This window comes from Klebsiella sp. CTHL.F3a (assembly GCF_019890895.1).
Classification (GTDB): Bacteria; Pseudomonadota; Gammaproteobacteria; order Enterobacterales; family Enterobacteriaceae; genus Klebsiella; species Klebsiella grimontii.
Genome location: NZ_CP082360.1, coordinates 250,201 through 270,205 on the forward strand (window position 1 = coordinate 250,201; position 20,005 = coordinate 270,205).

The 20,005-nt window shown below is 59.0% G+C and carries 13 protein-coding genes; 10 read left to right on the forward strand and 3 right to left on the reverse strand.

The window, feature by feature from the left end:
- Positions 1-13 precede the first annotated feature (13 nt).
- From bcsA (K7H21_RS01180) to K7H21_RS01205, 6 genes are all read left to right on the forward strand, one after another.
- Entirely contained in the window at positions 14-2,125 is a 2,112-nt protein-coding gene (bcsA, locus tag K7H21_RS01180; protein ID WP_087828562.1) for a UDP-forming cellulose synthase catalytic subunit, read from the forward strand.
- Positions 2,122-4,524 (forward strand): cellulose biosynthesis cyclic di-GMP-binding regulatory protein BcsB, encoded by a 2,403-nt coding sequence (bcsB, locus tag K7H21_RS01185; protein WP_049114976.1) that lies wholly within the window; start codon positions 2,122-2,124, stop codon positions 4,522-4,524. Before bcsA (K7H21_RS01180) ends, bcsB (K7H21_RS01185) begins: the two co-directional genes overlap by 4 nt.
- Positions 4,521-8,573 carry a cellulose biosynthesis protein BcsC gene (locus K7H21_RS01190; protein ID WP_004126349.1) on the forward strand — a complete coding sequence of 1,351 codons (4,053 nt, stop codon included), beginning with the start codon at positions 4,521-4,523 and terminating at the stop codon, positions 8,571-8,573. Before bcsB (K7H21_RS01185) ends, K7H21_RS01190 begins: the two co-directional genes overlap by 4 nt.
- Positions 8,573-9,049, forward strand: coding sequence for a cellulose biosynthesis protein BcsD (gene bcsD, locus K7H21_RS01195; RefSeq protein WP_162626056.1), 477 nt, complete (start codon positions 8,573-8,575; stop codon positions 9,047-9,049). Before K7H21_RS01190 ends, bcsD begins: the two co-directional genes overlap by 1 nt.
- A gap of 11 nt (positions 9,050-9,060) precedes the next feature.
- Entirely contained in the window at positions 9,061-10,059 is a 999-nt protein-coding gene (locus K7H21_RS01200; RefSeq protein WP_004126345.1) for a glycosyl hydrolase family 8, read from the forward strand.
- Between the two features lie 264 nt (positions 10,060-10,323).
- The gene (locus K7H21_RS01205) at positions 10,324-10,431 is read left to right on the forward strand and encodes a type I toxin-antitoxin system toxin Ldr family protein (protein ID WP_042926890.1); all 108 of its coding nucleotides are present in this window, start codon (positions 10,324-10,326) and stop codon (positions 10,429-10,431) included.
- 83 nt (positions 10,432-10,514) lie between these two features.
- Here K7H21_RS01205 and bcsG read toward each other — a convergent pair whose 3' ends face one another.
- The 3 genes from bcsG to bcsE are packed head-to-tail and all read right to left on the reverse strand — an operon-like array spanning position 10,515 to position 13,938.
- Positions 10,515-12,191 (reverse strand): cellulose biosynthesis protein BcsG, encoded by a 1,677-nt coding sequence (gene bcsG, locus K7H21_RS01210; RefSeq protein WP_004126343.1) that lies wholly within the window; start codon positions 12,189-12,191, stop codon positions 10,515-10,517.
- A complete protein-coding gene (bcsF, locus tag K7H21_RS01215) occupies positions 12,188-12,385 on the reverse strand; it encodes a cellulose biosynthesis protein BcsF (protein WP_004126340.1) in 198 nt (65 codons plus the stop codon). Before bcsF ends, bcsG begins: the two co-directional genes overlap by 4 nt.
- Entirely contained in the window at positions 12,382-13,938 is a 1,557-nt protein-coding gene (bcsE, locus tag K7H21_RS01220; protein WP_112165994.1) for a cellulose biosynthesis protein BcsE, read from the reverse strand. Before bcsE ends, bcsF begins: the two co-directional genes overlap by 4 nt.
- Positions 13,939-14,105: 167 nt before the next feature.
- Between bcsE and bcsR the strand changes: the two genes are divergently transcribed.
- The 4 genes from bcsR to bcsB (K7H21_RS01240) are packed head-to-tail and all read left to right on the forward strand — an operon-like array spanning position 14,106 to position 20,002.
- Entirely contained in the window at positions 14,106-14,294 is a 189-nt protein-coding gene (gene bcsR / locus K7H21_RS01225) for a cellulose biosynthesis protein BcsR (protein WP_004126335.1), read from the forward strand.
- Positions 14,295-14,305: 11 nt separating this feature from the next.
- On the forward strand, positions 14,306-15,043 hold the full coding sequence (gene bcsQ / locus K7H21_RS01230; protein WP_112165992.1) for a cellulose biosynthesis protein BcsQ: 738 nt from the start codon (positions 14,306-14,308) through the stop codon (positions 15,041-15,043).
- Positions 15,040-17,658, forward strand: a complete 2,619-nt coding sequence (gene bcsA / locus K7H21_RS01235; RefSeq protein ID WP_223035519.1) for a UDP-forming cellulose synthase catalytic subunit — start codon at positions 15,040-15,042, stop codon at positions 17,656-17,658. The genes bcsQ and bcsA (K7H21_RS01235) overlap by 4 nt, the downstream gene beginning before the upstream one ends.
- Positions 17,659-17,668: 10 nt before the next feature.
- On the forward strand, positions 17,669-20,002 hold the full coding sequence (bcsB, locus tag K7H21_RS01240; RefSeq protein WP_223035520.1) for a cellulose biosynthesis cyclic di-GMP-binding regulatory protein BcsB: 2,334 nt from the start codon (positions 17,669-17,671) through the stop codon (positions 20,000-20,002).
- Positions 20,003-20,005: the final 3 nt, after the last annotated feature.

A 20,005-nucleotide genomic window follows, 5' to 3' on the forward strand; every position in this document is an offset into this window, starting at 1 on the left:
GCAGGGCTGCTGAATGAAAAAGACGCTTTTCTGGTTGCTGGTACTGGTGCTTTCGCCGATTGCCGTGCTGGTGGTGATCACGCCGATGGACAGCCAAAAGCAGTATATTTTTGGCCTGCTGAGCATCGGTATTCTTTTCCTGATGGGATTCAGTAAAAATCGCAGCGTTTCCGTCATCATGGTGGTGACATCGCTGCTGATGTCGACCCGTTATATGTATTTCCGTCTGACGCAGACCCTGCATTTTAACTCCACCATCGAAGCGATTCTGGGGATGGGGCTGTTTCTGGCGGAAGTCTATATCTGGGTGATGCTACTGCTTAACTACCTGCAAACGGTCTGGCCGCTAAAGCGTGAAATCGTCCCGCTGCCGGATGATATGAGCAAGTGGCCGACGGTCGATATCTATATTCCCAGCTATAACGAACCGCTTGAAGTGGTGCGTGATACCGTACTGGCCGCACAGTGTATTGATTATCCTAAAGATAAATTAAAAATCTATTTACTGGATGACGGGAAGCGCAATGAATTTGCGGTCTTCGCCGCCGACGTTGGGGTGGGGTATATCACCCGTAACGACAACAAACACGCCAAGGCGGGCAACCTCAACCACGCGATGACGCTGACCCACGGCGAGCTTATCTGCGTGTTTGACTGCGACCATGTGGCAACCCGCGTTTTCCTGCAGGCGACGGTAGGCGGATTCCTCAACGACCCGATGCTGGCGCTGGTACAGACGCCGCACTACTTCTACTCGCCGGATCCCTTTGAGCGCAACCTCTCCGTTGGCCGCAATATTCCTAACGAAGGGATGTTGTTTTATGGCCCGATTCAGCAGGGGAACGATAACTGGAACGCGACCTTTTTCTGCGGCTCCTGTGCCGTCATTCGCCGCGCCGCGCTGGAGCAGATCGGCGGCTTTGCGGTAGAGACCGTGACCGAAGATGCCCATACCGCGCTGAAGTTCCAGCGTCTGGGCTGGAAGTCGGCATTCCTCGATATCCCACTGGCGGCCGGCTTAGCCACCGAACGTCTGGTGGTGCACGTCATTCAGCGTACCCGCTGGGCGCGAGGGATGACGCAAATATTCCGTCTGGATAACCCGCTGCTGGGCCGCGGGCTGACCTTTCAGCAGCGCCTGTGCTACCTCAGCGCCATGCTCTATTATCAGTTCGCCCTGCCGCGCGTGGTCTTTGTCACTGCGCCGCTGGCCTACCTGCTGTTCAACCTGAATATCATCTACTCCTCGGCCAGCCTGATCGTCTCTTACGCGCTGCCGCATCTCTTCCTCGCGATCTACGTCGGTTCGCGCATGAACGGTCGCTATCGTTACAGCTTCTGGGGCGAAATCTACGATATCGTGCTGGCGTTCCACCTGGTGCTGCCGACGCTGGTGACCATGATTTTCCCCAAACGCGGGAAATTCAACGTGACCGATAAAGGCGGCCTGCTGGACGTAGGCTACTTCGACTTTACCGTCGTCAGACCGCACCTGGTCGTCGCCTGTCTGCTGGGCCTGGGCGTGGTGGTCGGTATCGTCCGCGCCATCGGTCACGACTACTTTGCCTCAGACCCGAACGTTATCGCGCTGAACGTCGGCTGGGGAATTTACAGCCTGATCTTCCTGCTGGCGGCCATCGCCGTGGCGCGCGAAACCCGCCAGGTGCGAAAAACGATTCGTATTGACGTCGATATCCCGGTGCTTATCCACTACGCCAGCGGCATTGTCTCCCGCAGCCACACCGCGGACCTGTCAATGGGCGGCTGTCGCGTTAGCGCGCCGGATAACCGTCACCTGCAGGATGAAATTGAAGAGATTGAGCTGATCCTCCAGTCCGGGGCGATCTCGATTCCGGTACGCCAGATCACCGCCGATGAGCGCTTTATCCGCCTGCAATTTGATGAAAATATTCAGCTTTCCCGCCGCCGCGAACTGGTGCGCGTGGTATTGGCCCGCGCCGATGCGTGGATTAACCCGCCGCGCCCGCAGGATAACCCGTTCCGCTCTTTTGCCACCATTTTGCGCTGCGTGTTTGAACTGTTCTGGCTAACGTGGAAAACGCGCCGCAGCCAGCGCCGCCAGCCGCCTGCGGCCAATCCGGCGCAGGAGGATGGTAGCTTATGAAACGCTTAACGACGCTTGCGCTGCTGGCCGGGATGCTCTCTGCGCCGACGCTGCATAGCGAGGAAACGCCCGCTGACGCATTGCCGCAGCTTAACTTTCCGCTATCCGGGACGGAAGCCAACGGCGCATCGGCGGCCGAGGCGAATTCGCCCGCCGCGACGGAGCCCGAGCCGGCAAACGCCGTTCAGCCGGCTTCGCTACCCGCGATGCCGCCGCCGATCGCCCCCGGCATTCCTGATACGGTACCACTAACGCCGATTGTCGGCGGTAACCTGAACCTGACGCAGATGGGTATGCCGGACGGCATCATCCTTAGCGGCGGGCAAAACCAGGGCGGCGCCAGCTTTACGTTGCCCTCCGATCAGGTGGTGACCCACGCTCAGCTGATGCTGGACGTTAAGGTCTCGCCGGAGATGGCGGCCCGCAACGCCACGCTGCAGTTAATGCTCAATGGCCAGCCCCTCGGCACCTTGCCGCTGGGCGCGGACGGCGAGGATATTTCGCACTATCAGCTGGATATCCCGGCGGCGCTGATGGTCTCCAGCAACAACCTGAGCTTTAAGATTAACGACGGCGACGCGATGCAGTGCCGGCTCGATATTCACGACACCTCGCGGGTGACCATTTTACCCGCCTCGCACTTTAGCTGGGAGAGCCAGCAGCTCAATATCAGCAACGATTTAAGCCACTTTCCGCGGCCGTTTTTCGACAGCATGCAGATGACGCCGGCGGATATCGCTATCGCTTATCCGGAGAAATCGACGGCGGATATCTTCAGCGCTGCGGCGCTGGTGTCGTCGTGGCTGGGTATTCAGGCCGACTATCGCGGTATCGCCTTTGACGCGCTGCGCGATCGCCTGCCTGAGAAGCACGGCATTATTATCGGCCACCCCGGCGATCGGGTGGGCGGCCTGACGCTACCGCAAACCGACAAGCCGCTGCTGCGGATCGTTGAGAATCCCGGCAACCCGGCCTATAAGCTGCTGCTGATTGTCGGGCAGAATGACGCCGCGCTGCGGATGGCCGCCTGGCGTCTGACCCGCGGCGATTTCGCCCTGCAGACGGCCAGTATGGAGGTTGATCCGCAGGCGATTCCCGTCGGCAAGCCGTATGACGCCCCGCGCTGGATCGCCACCGATCGGCCGGTAAAAATCAGCGAGCTGATCCGCCAGGATCAAAGTATGACCGTCAGCGGCGTGTGGCATGAACCGCTGCGCGTCGCCTTCCGCGCCGCGCCGGATCTCTACCTGTGGGATGGCGAAACCATTCCGTTGCAGATTGGCTACCGTTTCCCGTCGGAGAGCTGGATTAACGAGGACAAGTCGTTGTTGAGCGTGACGCTCAACAACACCTTTCTCAACAACCTGCCGATGAACAAACAGGGGCCGCTGGAGAAGCTCTGGCGTCACCTGGGCGGCGACGCGCGTCAGGAGCGTTTTACGATCCCGCTGGCGCCGTATCTGATTTACGGCGATAACCAGCTCTCGCTCTATTTTAATCTGGTGCCGAAGGATAGCGCTCCCTGTTCAGTGCTGCTGAACAGCACGATCAAGAGCCGCATTACCGACGACTCGTGGATCGATTTGAGCGGCACCCGGCACTTCTCGCTGTTGCCGAATCTCTCCTACTTTGTCGGCGCGTCGTTCCCATTCTCCCGGCTAGCGGATTACTCGCAAACCACGCTGCTGCTGCCGGAGCGACCTTCGGAAACCCAGGTCGCGATGATGCTGAATCTGGCCGCCCGCTCGGGGAACTCGACCGGCAAAGCGCTGGCCAATAACCGCGTGATGCTGGGCGTTCCTGACGACGTCGCCAATTCGCCTTTTCTACGCGATCGCGATGTGCTGGCGGTGAGCGCGCTTGACCAAAAAGCGTTCAACCAGCGCCTGTTGGCCGACTCTCCCTATAACCCAGTCGAAAACCTGCTGAGCGTGCGTGAACCGGCGCTATGGGCGAAAATTCAGCGCAGGCTGAGCGGCGACTGGGCCTCCGACGGCGTGGATGCCGATCGCTATTTCTCTTCCAGCAGCGCCTGGCGTGGGTTTATTAGCTATCGCTCGCCGTGGAACCCGCAGCGAGTAGTGGTGGTGGCGATGGCCAGCAGCGACGATCAGCTGGCGAAACTCGAAGACGACCTTAATTCACCGCGTATCAATGCCGGTATTCGCGGCGATACGGCGGTGATTACCAGCGATAACGGCGTGCGTAGCTTCCAGGTCAGTACGCCGTTCCCCAGCGGCCAGATGCCGTGGTACATGATGGCGGTGTGGTATGCCAACCAGCACTCCGGCCTGCTGGCTGTGCTGGGGTTAATCGCCACATCGATTCTGGGTCTGGCGCTGACCGCCATGTTTAAACGTCATGCTCGTAAGCGCCTGGAGTCGGGAGATAGCCAATGAAAAGAGTCAGCAGAATGAATAATAAGGCGGCCCGTCAATTTTCCACGCTGTGCCTGTCCGGCGCGCTGACGCTGGGCGCCTTTGGCGAGGCGCAGGCGGCGGGTAACGATGCGGCGCTACAGGCGCTGTTTGCGCAGGCCAACTACTGGCATGAAAAATCCCACGATGAGCTGGCGATGGAATCGCTGCAAAAAGTGTTGTCGGTGGATGCCAACAACGCTCAGGCGCTGTACCTGATGGCGCTGTGGGCGCAGCAGGGAGGCAACCTGCAGGCCGCGGCCCAGTGGCGGGCGCGACTGGAGAAAGCGGCGCCCAACAGTCCCGGCTTGCAGGATCTGGATAGCGCCAAAAAAATGGCCCAGGTCCCGCAGGGGCAGCTAAACCTGGCGAGACAGCAGGCGCGCAGCGGCAACGTGCCCGCCGCGCTGGCGACCTGGCGGAGTATGTTTAACGGCAACGTTCCGCCTTCCGGTCTGGCGGCGGAATACTACCTGACGATGGCCAGCGACAAGTCGCTCTATCCGCAGGCGGTGAGCGAACTGCGTCAATACGTCGCTCAGCATCCGCAAGAGAACGGGCCGCGCGTAGCCCTGGGTAAGGCGCTGACCTGGCGCGAAGAGACCCGGCGGGAAGGGATCGCTATGCTGGAGCCGATGGCCAGCGGCAGCAAAGAGGCCGATGCCGGACTGCGCCAGGCGCTGCTGTGGATGGGACCACAGCCGGGGGATGAACCGTTTTACGATACCTGGATGCAGCGCCACCCGCAGGATAGCGAAGTGCAAAACTACTTCCGTGAACGGCGTAGCGGCCAGGCGCGCGGTCAGGGCTACTCTGACCTGAACAGCGGCAATACCGCCGCGGCGAAGCAGCAGTTTGAACAGGTCCTGCAAACCAATCCGCAGGACGCTGACGCGCTTGCCGGGATGGGCTATATCGCCCAGCGCAGCGGCGATTTTCAGGCGGCTTCTCAATATTTGAGCCGGGCGGCGGATCTCGGCGGCGAGAGTTCTGAAACCCGGCGCCAGCAGGCGGCGGATGCGCTGTTTTACGGCCAGCTCGCGCAGGCGCAGCAGGCCTACAAGCAAGGCAACATTAGCCAGGCGCTGGCGCTCTCCGCGCCCCTGGCGCAGCAGAGCGGAGCCCAGGGCTCGGCGGCGAAGCTGTTCCGCGCCGACGTTCTGCGCCACAACAAAGATCTGCCTCAGGCCGAACAAACGCTGCGGGCGCTGCTCAACGACCAGCCGCAAAATGGCCCCGCCCGGGAGAATCTCTATTACGTCTTGCGTGAACAGAATAAAACTGCGGAAGCCCAGGCGATGCTGCGAACGCTGCCAGAAAGCCTGCAGCAAAAACTGCAGCCGCGCGTGGTCACCGGGACGCCGGGAGACTCCCTGCGTCGGCAGGCGCAGGAGCAGGCCAGCGGTGGTAACGTGACCGGGGCTATCGCCACGCTGCGCCAGGGCGTTTCTCGCTATCCGGACGATGCGTGGATGCGCCTCGATCTGGCCCGACTGCTGCAAAAGTCTGGTAACGACGGCGAGGCGAACGCGATCATGGGCGCCGCGTATCGTCCCGGCGCCAGCAGCAGCTCGCTGTACGCCGCGGCCCTTTTCGCCAGCGAGAACGGCGGCTGGCAGCAGGCGCAAACCCTGCTGGCGAGAATTCCTCCCGCCAGCCAGACCAGCCAGATGCGCGATTTACACCAGCGGGTGAACTACAACCTGCAGCTGGCGACGGCGCAGGGCTATCTGGCGCAGGGGAATACCGTCGCGGCTTCCAATACGCTAAGGGCGATGGCCGCGACGCCGCCAAAAGCCCCGGCTGATGTCGGTAAACTGGCGCGTCTGCTGGCCCAGAGCGGCGATGTGACCACCGCGGTATCGCTGGTACGCAACAATATTAACGGCGGTATCTCGGGTAATGCCGGGGATTACGCAGACCAGGTGACGGTACTTAACCAGGCAGGCCTGACGAACGAAGCGCAGAGGCTGCTCACCAACCCGCAGCTGCAGGCGAGCAGTACGCCGACGCAGCTAGCCAGTATCCGCAACGGCTATGTGATTAACGAAGCGGACCATCTGCGCGAGCAGGGCAACTACGCGGCGGCGTATGACAAGCTGATGGGCGCGATGCAAAGCGACCCGCAAAATACCGACCTGATGTTCGCCATGGCGCGTCTCTATCAGAGCGGCAAAATGAATAAAGAGGCCGGGGTCGTCTATGACTACCTGATGACCCGCGATACGCCGACCCAGGACGCGCGCAGCGGGGCTATTGATGTCGCGTTGTCGGCAGGCGATAACGACCGGGCGGCGCAGCTGGCAGGCGGGCTGCGCCCGGATAATTCGCCGGACCGTTTGCTGCTGCTGGCGCGCGTTGCCGAATCGCAGGGGCATCATCAGCAGGCGATGACCTATCTGCGCAGCGCTCGCGGAAGGCTGCTGGGGTTACAGAGCAGCAACGGTACGCAAACGCCGACCGTGGGCGGCGTGCTGGCGGCGGATAATCCGTTTGTCGGCGTCTCGCGTACGCCGGCGGCGACGCGTACTGCCTCCACCTACGGGCAATATATGCCGTGGCAGGTTTCTCAGGTATCGACGGGCGATGGCAGCACGCTGCCGGGGATCCAGCGCACCGATCTGCCGGTCGAAACCGCGCAGACCCGAATGCTGCGCCAGGTGGACACCATGATGGAGACGTTGCAGGAAAAAACCGGCACCTGGCTGCAGGGGGGCATGGAGGTTCGCGGTCGTGATGGTGAATCCGGCACCAGCAAGCTGACCGAAATAAAAACCCCCCTGACCTGGTCCTCCTCGCCGTTCGGTGATTCGCGTTTCGACTTTACCGTGACGCCAATTACGTTGAACGCAGGGACGGCAACCGGCGACGCCTGGCGGCGCTATGGCGCGAATCCGCTATCAAACGCGGTCTCCAATATGATCTCCACGGCCACCAGCGAGCAGGCGGCGATTGCGGCGATGACCGCTACCGAGCGCACGACGTACTTTGCCAACAATCCGGGGGCGGAGACATTGAGCGGCCTCGGCACGCTGAATGCTTCAGATTTTAATGCCACCACCAGCAGCGGCATGGAGAATCTGGCAAAGCTCGGCACCTATGACTCCGGGCAAGTTGCCAGCTATCTGGCTTCTTCAAATCTGAAACCTAACGTTGATCAGGCCAGCGGTTCGACGGATTCACAGAAGGCGAACGGCGTGGAGCTGGCGCTGGCGCTGAGCGGCGACGAATATCGCGTCGATATCGGCAGCACGCCGCTGGGTCAGGATCTGAATACCGTGGTGGGCGGTGTGAAGTGGTCGCCAAAGCTGACCAACTACCTGTCGCTGATTTTTACCGGCGAGCGTCGTTCGCTGACCGACAGCCTGCTCTCCTACGTGGGGCTGAAGGATTCCTACTCCGGCAAGACCTGGGGTCAGGTGACCAAAAATGGCGGCACCCTGCAGCTAAGCTATGACGATGGCGATGCTGGTTTTTACGTCGGCGGCGGGGGCTATAGCTACCTTGGTCAAAACGTCGCCAGCAACACCAGCATTAACGCCAACGCTGGGGTTTACCTGCGGCCTTATCACGATGAATATCGTCAGTTACAAACCGGGTTGAGTATGAGCTACATGGATTACTCGAAAAACCTCAGCTACTTCACCTACGGGCAAGGGGGCTACTTCAGCCCGCAGAACTACGTCAGCGTGTCGCTGCCGGTCAGCCTGACGGAGAAATATGATAACTGGACGATGAAGCTTGGCGGTTCGGTGGGGTATCAATCGTACAGCCAGGATAAGAGCGCCTATTTCCCGACCAACGCCGAGTGGCAGCAGACGCTCGAGACCGCTGTGAGCAACGGTTTTGCCAAAGAGGCGTACTATTCAGCCACGTCGAAGAGCGGCATCGGCTATACGCTGCGCGCCGGCGCGGATTACAAAGTGAATAAACAGATGACGCTCGGCGGCCAGGTGGGCTATGACACTTTCGGCGATTATAACGAGAGCACCGCCGGCCTCTATATCCGCTACATGCTGGGAGATCGCTGATCATGACGGACAATAATAATGCGCTGGTGACGACCTGGTTTCAGCAGCAGCAAACGCCTGCCGGGTGGTTCGATCTGCTGCTGATTATGGTTGATGGCATGGTCAACAACGCGGGTGAACTGGAGAGTCAGCCCTTTCTGCGACAAATGGGCGAGGCGTTGGCCGATGAGCATCCGCTGCCGGAGTCGGAGACGATCGGTGAGCTGGAAGCCCATATCAATGCGCAGCTCAGCCGCTTTCAGTGGGGGCTGGTGAGCGTTGAGGTGAGCGATGATGGCCTGCGGTTACGCCATCAGGCGCTGCCGGTGAGCCGCGATGAAGCGCGCCGCGTACGCTGGTGTAATGCGTTTTGTGCCATACTCGAGGGGCTTTATTCCCGCTGGCTACAGGGACAGGGCGGCGCGGCGCATGTGGTTTTACAGCGCGAGCGGTTGTTTTCGGTCTCTGACGTTCAGTTTCTTTACTTCCATCCCTGAAGGGTGAATTTATGTCCTTGCGTGCTTTAGCGACAGTCGTGGTGACGACGGTGATGATGCTTCCCCACGCGTGGGCCGATACGGCGTGGGAAAGCTATAAATCGCGTTTTATGATGCCGGACGGGCGCATTATTGATACCGGCAATGGCAACGTCTCTCATACCGAAGGGCAAGGTTTTGCCATGCTGTTAGCGGTGGGCAATAACGATCGCCCCGCCTTTGACAAGCTATGGCAGTGGACCGATAAAACGCTGCGTAACAAAGAAAATGGGCTGTTTTACTGGCGCTACAATCCGGTGGCGCCTAATCCGGTGGCGGATAAAAACGATGCCACCGATGGCGATACCCTGATTGCCTGGGCGCTGCTGCGCGCGCAGCAGCAGTGGCATGAAAAATCCTACGGCAGTGCGTCGGATGCGATAACCGCTTCGCTACTGAAGTCCACGGTGGTCACCTTCGCCGGCCGTCAGGTCATGCTTCCGGGCGCGAAGGGATTCTATCTCAACGATCATCTGAACCTTAATCCCTCCTACTTTATCTTTCCGGCATGGCAGGCTTTCGCCGCGCGGACGCATTTAACCGCCTGGCGAAAGCTGCAGAGCGATGGTCAGGCGCTGCTGGGGAAAATGGCGTGGGGGACATCTCAGCTTCCCAGCGACTGGGTCGCCTTAAGAGCGGACGGCAGGATGGAGCCGGCAAAAGAGTGGCCGACGCGGATGAGCTTCGATGCGATCCGTATTCCGCTGTATGTTTACTGGAGTGACCCGAAAAGCAGCCTGTTGACGCCATGGAAAAACTGGTTCCAGCGCTATCCGCGTCTGCAAACGCCGGCGTGGATCAACGTCAACACCAATGAAGTGGCGCCGTGGTTTATGACCGGCGGGCTACTGGCGGTACGCGATTTAACCCTTGGCGAAGCGCAGGCCGAGCCGCAGATTAGTGCCCAGGACGACTACTACTCCGCCAGCCTGAAGCTGCTGGTATGGCTGGCAAATAAAGACCAGGCGTAAACTGTGGAAGGCGCCTCGAATAACGCGCCAGGGCCGGGTGCTGAAATCGGAAGAGCGCCGTAGAATCATCGGCAAGCCGGGATTACCCGGTGAGGCGCAATGTTGCGGGGGCTTGAACCCCGGCGGCATAGAGAGATGGTTGCTGGAAAGAGAAAACCCCCGCACGTTGTTTGGTATCAACCTGGCAACGTATCGGGGGCTAACCTCGCATCTAGACCATTCGAGGATAGCCGCGAACGGTTGCCATTGCAACAAGGCGGCTGTATGACGCTCGCTCAGTTAGGCCTGGTGCTGTGGGACGATCTGGCGGCTCCGGTGATTGCTGGCATTCTGGTCAGCATCATCGTGAGCTGGATGGATAACCGCAAGTAGCCAGCCGGTGGGTATCTGCCTGCCTTAGTGGCAGCATGCGCCCGAACGGGGCCGCAGGGGTAACATCCTGCGGCCTTTTTCGTTTACTGCGGATAAGGGACCCAACTGCCGCCGTTCAGCTGAACATACGGTTTCCCCTGGTACTGAATGACGATAGCGTTGGAGTTTTCCGACACCGCCGCGCTCTGCGGCAGGTTGGCTATATACTGCTGCCAGTTGATGTCGTTTTCGTCAAACATCTTGCCGTCGAGGGCGCGAACCACCAGCTCAGAAATCGCCAGGTAGCTGCTTGGCTGGTTGATGATTATCGGCGCATCGGGATGTTGCGCTTTAATGCCGAAGAATTTCACTGCCGCCGGAACGTTAGTAATGGACGGACTGGGAATATCGCGCAGGCCGGAAACCTGCATTTTGTCGCCTTTCAATGCTGCACCGTGTTCCGGTACGACGATGACCAGCACCTTACGCCCCGATTTCTCCAGTTCAGTGAAGAAACTGTCCAGCTCATCGAAGAACTTCTGCGCACGGGCTTTATAGTCCGCGGTTTTGCTCTGGCCCGGATAGTGGTTACCGTCATGCAGCGGCAGCGTGTTGTAGAAGGTCGCCGTGCGCGGCGTATTCAGCTTATCCAGCGTCTGCAGCCAGCGGTTCAGCGTTGCCTGGTCGTCATAGACCGGGGAGCCGTCAAAGCCCTGCAGAATCACCGGCAGGCCGGATTGATCCATCAGCGGGCTCTGGATACCGCCCAGCGAGCGCAGTTCTTTCAGGAAATCGCCGAAGATACCGTTGTGACCGAGCATCAACTGCTGAGTAAAGCCCAGCTTCGCGAGGTTTTCAAACAGATAGCATTCGCTACCTGACGGCTGGTAGAGGTTGGCGTGCGAGAGCTGGCCGCAGCTGGCGCGCAGCAGACGCGCCGCCGCCGGGCCGCTGTAGGAGGTCGCCGAGTTAAAGTTTTTGAACAGCAGGTCGAAATGCTTCCACAGCGGATGGTCCGTCAGCCCGGCTGCTTCAATGTCTGACCATGAGAGCGAGCAGATATTGATAATCAGGACATCAAACGGCTGGGCATCGGCCGGAAGCGCGTCCGGGAAAGTGGTTTTACGTTTCTGCTCAGAAGCATAAAAGGCGTTCAGCCAGTTGGTCAGATTGGCTGAAGTCGGCGGCTCGGTTTGCGGCGGAATATCGTTATTCGCCGGCGCGGTATTGGTCGCGATGGCCGTACCGCCGGTCGTATTCGCGGTGGTGTTCGCCGCCACTGCCGTTGGCTGACCTGCCGGCCAAAGGGTGAAAGAGGGCAGCAGCGGGCTGACGACCAGCCAGACCATGATTGCAGAGACGAAAACCGTCACCCGCAGCCACTGGCTGATAAACAGCCACAGAACCAGCAGCACGAAGAAAGCGCCGACCATATTCCAGTTAATAAAGCGGGTCACCAAATCCCAGATATAGTCGGCGCTGAAGCCGGCAATCTGCGAGCCCTGGCTGGCAATGCTTTCCGGGCCGGGCAGCCAGGTGTCGTGCCAGAACAGCATAAAGCCCAGCGGGATCGCTATCCAGTGGCGGATGCGGTGCAGCTTATACTGCGGAATCGGCACCAGCAGGAAGGCCAGAAACACCAGGTTTAACATGGGATGAAAATTGAGGTATCCCGCCCATAGCAAAGCGAACTTCACCAGAAAGTAGAAGTTCCAGCCAGATAAGCCTCGCCAGTACCGCCAGAGCGGAAGCGACGCGGTGGGTGTTTTGGGTTTGGTCATTTCGTTGGTTTGCCTTGCCTGGATGCCGCTTCCCGGCGCAGCACGCCAGCCGGTTTGACATAACGGGGTTTAAAGAACATCAGTCTTAACGTGGTGCGAATACGCCGCTGGTAGTGGCGCGTCAGGTATCCCAGCGGGAAGAACAGCAGGGCGCACAGGACGACCAGCTGAATAATATCGGCGATAGACATCATAAGGTTGGCTCCCCATCAAGGGACAGACGGTGCGCCTCGGGGTTGCGCCGCCAGCTTCGCCCGTCATGGGTCGCGTTGATGGTTTCATTTTTGCCAAGCGAAATGGGCAGCGGCGTGTTCCAGTTTTCCGGCAGAATCCCGCGCATCTGGATGATCTCTGCCGCTATTTGCTTATCTTCAAACCAAATCATACGGTTAGAAAAAATATCGCCGGTTGGTAAAGGGAAAATATGGTTTAACGCGGTATCCAGGTCGTTCACCCGGCAAAATGACAGAAACAGCACCAGGCGATTGTTGCCGATGGTCATAATGTCGCCCATGCGGTTGGGCTTGCACAGCGTCAGCGCCTGCTCTACGCGCAGGCCGGGCGCCGGGCGCAGCGCCACCATCACGCCTTTGCCATCGGCGGGCAGCATGGTGTTGGCCATAATATTATGCACCGCTTCGCAGAAGTCCTCCCATTTCTGGTAGCCGCGCAGTTTTAGCGGCTGGCTCCAGGTCAGCAGAGTATTAAAATCTTCCGGAATATGGCGAGTAAACTGCTGTTTCTGAACGCTTTCTATAAGCGTAAGGCAGCGTGATAACGGCGCGCCGCTGGGAATAACCATATTGGCGCCGCTACTCAGCAGCAGGCGTTCATCGGTGGCGCGGAGGCTTGGCGTTTGCTCACGGACGATAATTTTTAACGCACTGCCGCGCTGTCGGCGCAGGGTATGGATATAGCGTCCCAGCTGTTCAATCTGCTCATTCTGGGTAATGGAGAAGATCAGCGTCGCCGCCTGCGCCATCCTCCCGGCGTTGAAAACGGCGTCGTTGGTATCGAACAGCGTCCAGTATTCGGAAAGCGCGGGAGCCCCCTCCAGTACGCGCAGATTGCTGAGAATGACTTTCTCATCGCTGCGCGGCTGCACCACCGTTTCTTCATCCTGCGCCAGCTGCCAGCCGTTCTCATCCTGGAGAACAATGAGCTGCTGCCGGGCGCTGATGCCTTTTTCACTTCCCCACCAGGCGATATCGAACAGGTGATTATCCCCCTGGTAACGAATACTTGCCAGGCCGGAAAGCGAGCGGTACTCGCGTAATAAAGGGGAGAGTTGCTTATCGATATCGTGCCCGGAATTAAGTACTAATAATGAACAACGATGGTAATTAGTCCATCGATATGATTTTTCAACCCAATTGCATAGATCTTCACTTTTTATATTTTGCCAGGCATTTTCAGCGCATAGCAGAATAAACAAATAATTGCCAGGTTCGAGGGAGCAAACTAAATCACGGTGCATTTCTGCCAGACCCTCAAAGCGGTTCGGCATGCTAAACAACGCGATCTTTTCTGGGCCGCGATCTTTTCCTGGTGCAATGATTTTATTGGGGTTATCGCCCATGACTATCGCCGCAACCTGACTCTTTTTATCCTGGGCTGCCAGCGTATGGTTGAGCAGGCTTACTGCGTCGGCATGGCGGTCGACATTCAGCCACCATACTCCACCAACGGGCATATGGCGTACTTCGTCCCATAATGATGAAATACCCAAAGAATATACGATATCCACGGCGTCCCTCGTGAGACTTGATTTACACTTGATTAGTTTACTAGCGAAAGCGTCAGAGTAAACCTAACATTGAAATTAAAGGACATCAGTTTTAGCATGTAAACATATTTTAAGGATGAACTTACGCCTCTCGGTTTAATTTATTGTATTTTCCAACGGACAGAGAAATGCCAGCAAAAGAGCCTGCTGTACCCACCGATGCGACTTTGGGCTACACGTTTCAAAATGATTTCCTGGCGTTAAGCCGGGCATTTTCCCTGCCTGATATTAACTACCACGATATTTCCCGACGCGAGCAGTTAACCGCGGCGCTAAAACGTTGGCCATTACTGGCTGAATTAGCAGAGAAAAAGTAAGGAAGCCATCGATGGCGATTCTGGGATTACAGGGCGTGCGCGGCGGTACTGGCACCACGTCGATAACCGCTGCGCTGGCCTGGGCGCTGCAGTTACTTGGTGAAACCGTACTGGTGGTGGATGCCAGCCCGGACAACATGCTGCGCTTTTTTTTCAACGTCGATTTCAGCCACAAAGCGGGCTGGGCGCGCGCCCTCATCGACGGGAACGACTGGCGAGACGCCGGGCTGCGCTACACCTCGCATATCGATCTGCTGCCCTTTGGCCAGCTAACGCCGGGCGAGCGCGAGAATATTGACCAGCTTCAGCCGACGCTGGCGCCGATGGCCGGGATCGTGCAGAAGCTCCATCAGCAGGGCGATCACCGCTGGCTGCTGATTGACCTGCCGGACGGTTACTCGCCGCTGACCCGCTCTCTCATTGACGTCTGCGACCGCACGCTGGTCGTCGTGCATCCGGACGGCAATAGCCATATTCGCCTGCATCAGCAGGCGCTGCCGGTCAATAGCGATATTTTGATTAACGATCTGCGCGTCGGCAGCCAGCTGCAGGAGGATTTGTATCAGCTGTGGCTGGAGAGCCAGCGGCGCATTCTGCCGGTAACGATTCATCGTGATGAGGCGATGGCGGAGTGTCTGGCGGCGAAGCAGCCCCTCGGCGAATACCGCCAGGACTCGCTGGCGGCGGAAGAGATACTGACGCTTGCCAACTGGTGTCTGCTGCACTACGCCGGCAAGGGGGCGGAATGATTCGCCTGAGCGCGCTGCTGCTGGCGCCGCCGGTCGGGAAACGGCTGAGCGAGCGCTATCTTGATTACCGCCAGCACGGCGCCTCGTGGTTGTCGGCCGCGCTGGGCTGCCTGTGGGCGTCTCTGGCATGGGCGTTTATGCCGTTGGAAACGCCGCGCTGGCAGGCTATCCGCGAACGTCACGGCGAGTTTTTCCCACATATTAATCCGCATCGGCCGCGCCCGCTGGACCCGATTCGCTACCTGCTGCAAGCCGTGTGGCTGCTGGCGACGCGGGCGCCGGAGCCGGATAAAAAGATCAACTGGCGTTCCCTGGCGGCGCTGGAAGGCGTCCACGGGCGCTACGCCCAGTGGCTGGAAAAGCTGCCGGAAAAGGTCAACGCCCGTACTGGCCATCTGGATAAGCATAAAGAGCTGGGGCACCTGAATCCGAAAATACGGCGGCTTATTCTGGGCACGATAACCTTTTTCTCGCTGATCCTCGCGCTGCTCTGCATTACCCAGCCGTTTAATCCGCTATCGCAGTTTATTTTCCTGCTGCTGCTGTGGGGCGTAGCGCTGCTGGTGCGCCGTATTCCGGGACGCTTTTCGGCCCTGATGCTGATCGTGCTGTCGCTAACCGTCTCCTGCCGCTACATCTGGTGGCGCTACACCTCGACGCTCAACTGGGATGATCCCGTGAGCCTCGTGTGCGGGATAATTCTGCTGTTTGCTGAAACTTATGCCTGGGTGGTGCTGGTGCTGGGGTATTTCCAGGTCGTCTGGCCGCTGAACCGTCAACCGGTTCCGCTGCCGGAGGATATGGCGCAGTGGCCGACGGTCGATATTTTTGTGCCGACCTATAACGAAGACCTTAACGTGGTGAAAAACACCATTTACGCTTCTCAGGGAATCGACTGGCCGAAAGACAAGATCAATATCTGGATCCTCGACGACGGCGGGCGCGAAGAGTTCCGTCAGTTCGCCAAAGACGTCGGGGTGCACTACATCGCGCGCACCACCCACGAACACGCGAAAGCCGGCAATATCAACAACGCCCTGAAGTACGCCAAGGGCGAGTTCGTGTCGATTTTCGACTGCGACCACGTGCCGACCCGTTCGTTCCTGCAGATGACCATGGGCTGGTTCCTGAAAGAGAAAGAGCTGGCGATGATGCAGACGCCGCACCACTTCTTTTCCCCGGACCCGTTTGAGCGCAACCTGGGACGATTCCGCAAAACGCCGAACGAAGGTACGCTGTTTTATGGCCTGGTGCAGGACGGGAACGACATGTGGGATGCGACCTTCTTCTGCGGCTCCTGCGCGGTGATCCGCCGCGGCCCGCTGGATGAAATCGGCGGCATTGCCGTGGAAACGGTGACGGAAGACGCCCACACCTCCTTGCGCCTGCACCGTCGCGGGCACACTTCAGCCTACATGCGTATTCCGCAGGCGGCTGGTCTGGCGACGGAGAGCCTGTCGGCGCATATTGGCCAGCGCATCCGCTGGGCCCGCGGGATGGTACAAATTTTCCGCCTTGATAACCCGTTGTTTGGCAAAGGGCTGAAGCTGGCGCAGCGCGTCTGCTACGTCAACGCGATGCTGCACTTTCTGTCCGGTATTCCGCGGCTGATCTTCCTGACCGCGCCGCTGGCGTTTCTGCTGCTGCACGCCTATATCATCTATGCGCCAGCGCTGATGATCGCCCTGTTCGTGCTGCCGCATATGATTCACGCCAGCCTGACCAACTCGAAGATTCAGGGCAAATACCGCCACTCTTTCTGGAGTGAAATTTATGAAACGGTGCTGGCGTGGTATATCGCGCCGCCGACCTTTGTCGCGTTGATTAACCCGCATAAGGGCAAATTCAACGTGACGGCGAAAGGCGGCCTGGTGGAGGACGAGTACGTCGACTGGGTGATCTCTCGTCCCTATATCTACCTCGTGCTGCTGAACCTGGTCGGCGTCGGGGTGGGGATCTGGCGCTTTATGTACGGCCCGGAAAACGAAATTCTGACCGTCTGGGTGAGCATTATCTGGGTGTTCTATAACCTGATTATTCTCGGCGGCGCGGTGGCGGTCTCGGTTGAGAGCAAGCAGGTGCGGCGATCGCACCGCGTGGAGATGTCGATGCCAGCGGCGATTGCCCGCGATGACGGGCACCTGTTCTCCTGTACCGTCCATGATTACTCCGACGGCGGCCTCGGCGTCAAGATTCACGGCGAGGCGCAGGTGCTGGAAAGTCAGCACGTCAAGCTGCTGCTGAAGCGCGGGCAGCAGGAGTACGCCTTCCCGGTGCGGGTTGCGCGGGTCAACGGCAGCGAGGTTGGGCTACAGCTGCTGCCGTTAAGCAATCAACAACATATCGATTTTGTACAGTGTACGTTAGCCCGCGCAGATACGTGGGCGCTTTGGCAGGATAGCTTCCCGGAAGATAAGCCGATGGAAAGCCTGCTGGATATCCTGAAGCTGGGGTTCCGTGGATATCGTCACCTGGCGGAGTTCTCTCCGCCGTCGGTGAAGGTTATTTTCCGCTCGCTCACCATGCTGGTGGCCTGGTTTGTCTCGTTTATTCCGCGCCGTCCGGAACGCGCAGCGGCGACACTCTCGGCAGAACCGGCGATGGCTCAACAATGATGATAATGCGATGAACAGAAAACTCTCTTTGATTTGTGCAGTAGCGGTGGGCATTGGCGGCTGGTCTCCCTTCGCTTCGTATGCGGAACCGGCGCCGCAGGCCACGCAGACGACGACGGTACCCGGTATCGCCGGTACGGTGGCGGACAGCCAGCCCACGGCGACGCTTGCCGACCCGGCGGCGCCGGTGGTGGTGCTGGATAACGCCCCGACCCGCGACGTGAAGCTGACCTTCGCTAAAATCGCCCCGCCTCCGGGCAGCATGGTGCTGCGCGGCGCGCGCCCTGAGGGTTCGGTAGAGTTCGGCATGCGCAGCGATGAAGTGGTAGCGAAAGCGCTGCTGAATCTCGACTACACGCCCTCTCCGTCACTGCTGCCGGTGCAGTCGCAGCTGAAGGTGTATCTTAACGATGAGCTGATGGGCGTGCTGCCGGTCACCAAAGAGCAGTTGGGCAAAAAAGTCAGCGCGCAGATCCCTATCGATCCGCTCTATATCACCGACTTTAACCGCGTGCGTCTTGAGTTCGTTGGCCACTATCGCGATGTGTGTGAAAACCCGGCCAGCAGCACCTTATGGCTGGACGTCGGTCGCGAAAGCTATCTGGATTTAACCTACCAGTCGCTGAATGTGCGCAACGATCTTTCGCATTTCCCGGTGCCGTTCTACGATTCGCGCGATAACCGCCAGCTGACGCTGCCGATGGTCTTCGCCTCCGCACCGGATGTCCTGCAGCAGCAGGCGGCGGCCATTATCGCCTCCTGGTTTGGTAGCAAGGCGGGCTGGCGCGGCCAGCAGTTCCCGGTCCAGTTCAACCAACTGCCTGACCGTAACGCCATTGTTTTTGCGACCAACGATAAGCGCCCTGACTTCCTGCGCGAGCATCCGCCGGTTAAGGCGCCGACGATTGAAATGATCGACCACCCGGATAATCCGTACGTCAAGCTGCTGGTGGTCTTCGGGCGGGATGATAAAGACCTGCTGCAGGCGGCGAAGGGGATAGCCCAGGGCAATATTCTGTTCCGCGGCAGCAGCGTGACGGTTGACTATGTCAAACAGCTGCAGGCGCGTAAACCGTACGATGCGCCAAACTGGGTGCGTACCGATCGGGCGGTGACCTTTGCCGAGCTGAAAACCTACGAACAGCAGCTGCAATCCAGCGGTCTGGTGCCGGATTCCATCAACGTGGCGCTGAACCTGCCGCCGGATCTCTACCTGCTGCGCGCCAACGGCATCGATATGAACCTGAACTATCGCTATACCATGCCGCCGATCAAGGACAGCTCGCGCATGGATATCAGCCTTAACGATCAGTTCTTACAGTCCTTCAGCCTCAACAGCTCGCAGGATGTGAATAAGCTGATACTACGCCTGCCGGTGCTGCAGGGGCTGCTGGACGGCAAAACGGAAGTGACGATCCCGGCATTGCGCCTCGGCGCCATGAATCAGCTGCGCTTCGATTTCCAGTATATGAACCCGATGCCGGGTGGCTCCATCGATAACTGTATTACCTTCCAGCCGGTGCAGAACCACGTAGTGATTGGCGATGATTCGACCATCGACTTCTCGAAGTACTATCACTTTATGGCGATGCCGGATCTGCGCGTCTTTGCTAACGCGGGCTTCCCGTACAGCCGGATGGCCGATCTCGCCGATACCCTGGTCGTGGTGCCCAAATCGCCGACTGAGGGCCAGGTTGCCACGCTGCTGGAAACCGCCGGCGGCATCGGCGCGCAAACCGGCATGGCGGCCATTAACCTGCGCATGACTGACGACGGTAGCCAGATTAAAGATAAAGACGCCGACCTGCTGCTGATTGGCTCCATTCCGCAGGCGCTGAAGGACGACACGAAAATCAACCTGCTGGTTGAAGCGACCAAAAGCTGGGTGAAAATGCCGATGCGCCACTACGATCTGGCCAGCATCTATCCCGATACCGAGGCCAGAACGCCGAATACCCGCACCGACGTCACGTCGACCGGGCCGATGGCGGCGATTATTGGCTTCCAGTCACCGTACAACGATCAACGCAGCGTCGTGGCGCTGCTGGCCGACAGCCCGCGCGGCAACGAACTGCTGACCCAGGCGCTTAACGACAGCGGTAAACGCGCGGCGATGTTTGGTTCCGTTGCGGTCATTCGTGAGTCGGGTGTTAACAGCCTGAGGGTGGGCGATATTTACTATATCGGCCACCTGCCGTGGTTCGAACGCATCTGGTTTGCGCTCTCCAGCCATCCGGTGCTGCTGGCGATTCTGGCGGCGGTCAGCATCGTTCTGCTGGCATGGGTACTGTGGCGCATGCTGCGTATTATCAGCCGTCGCCGCCTCGATCTTGATGATGAGTAATTG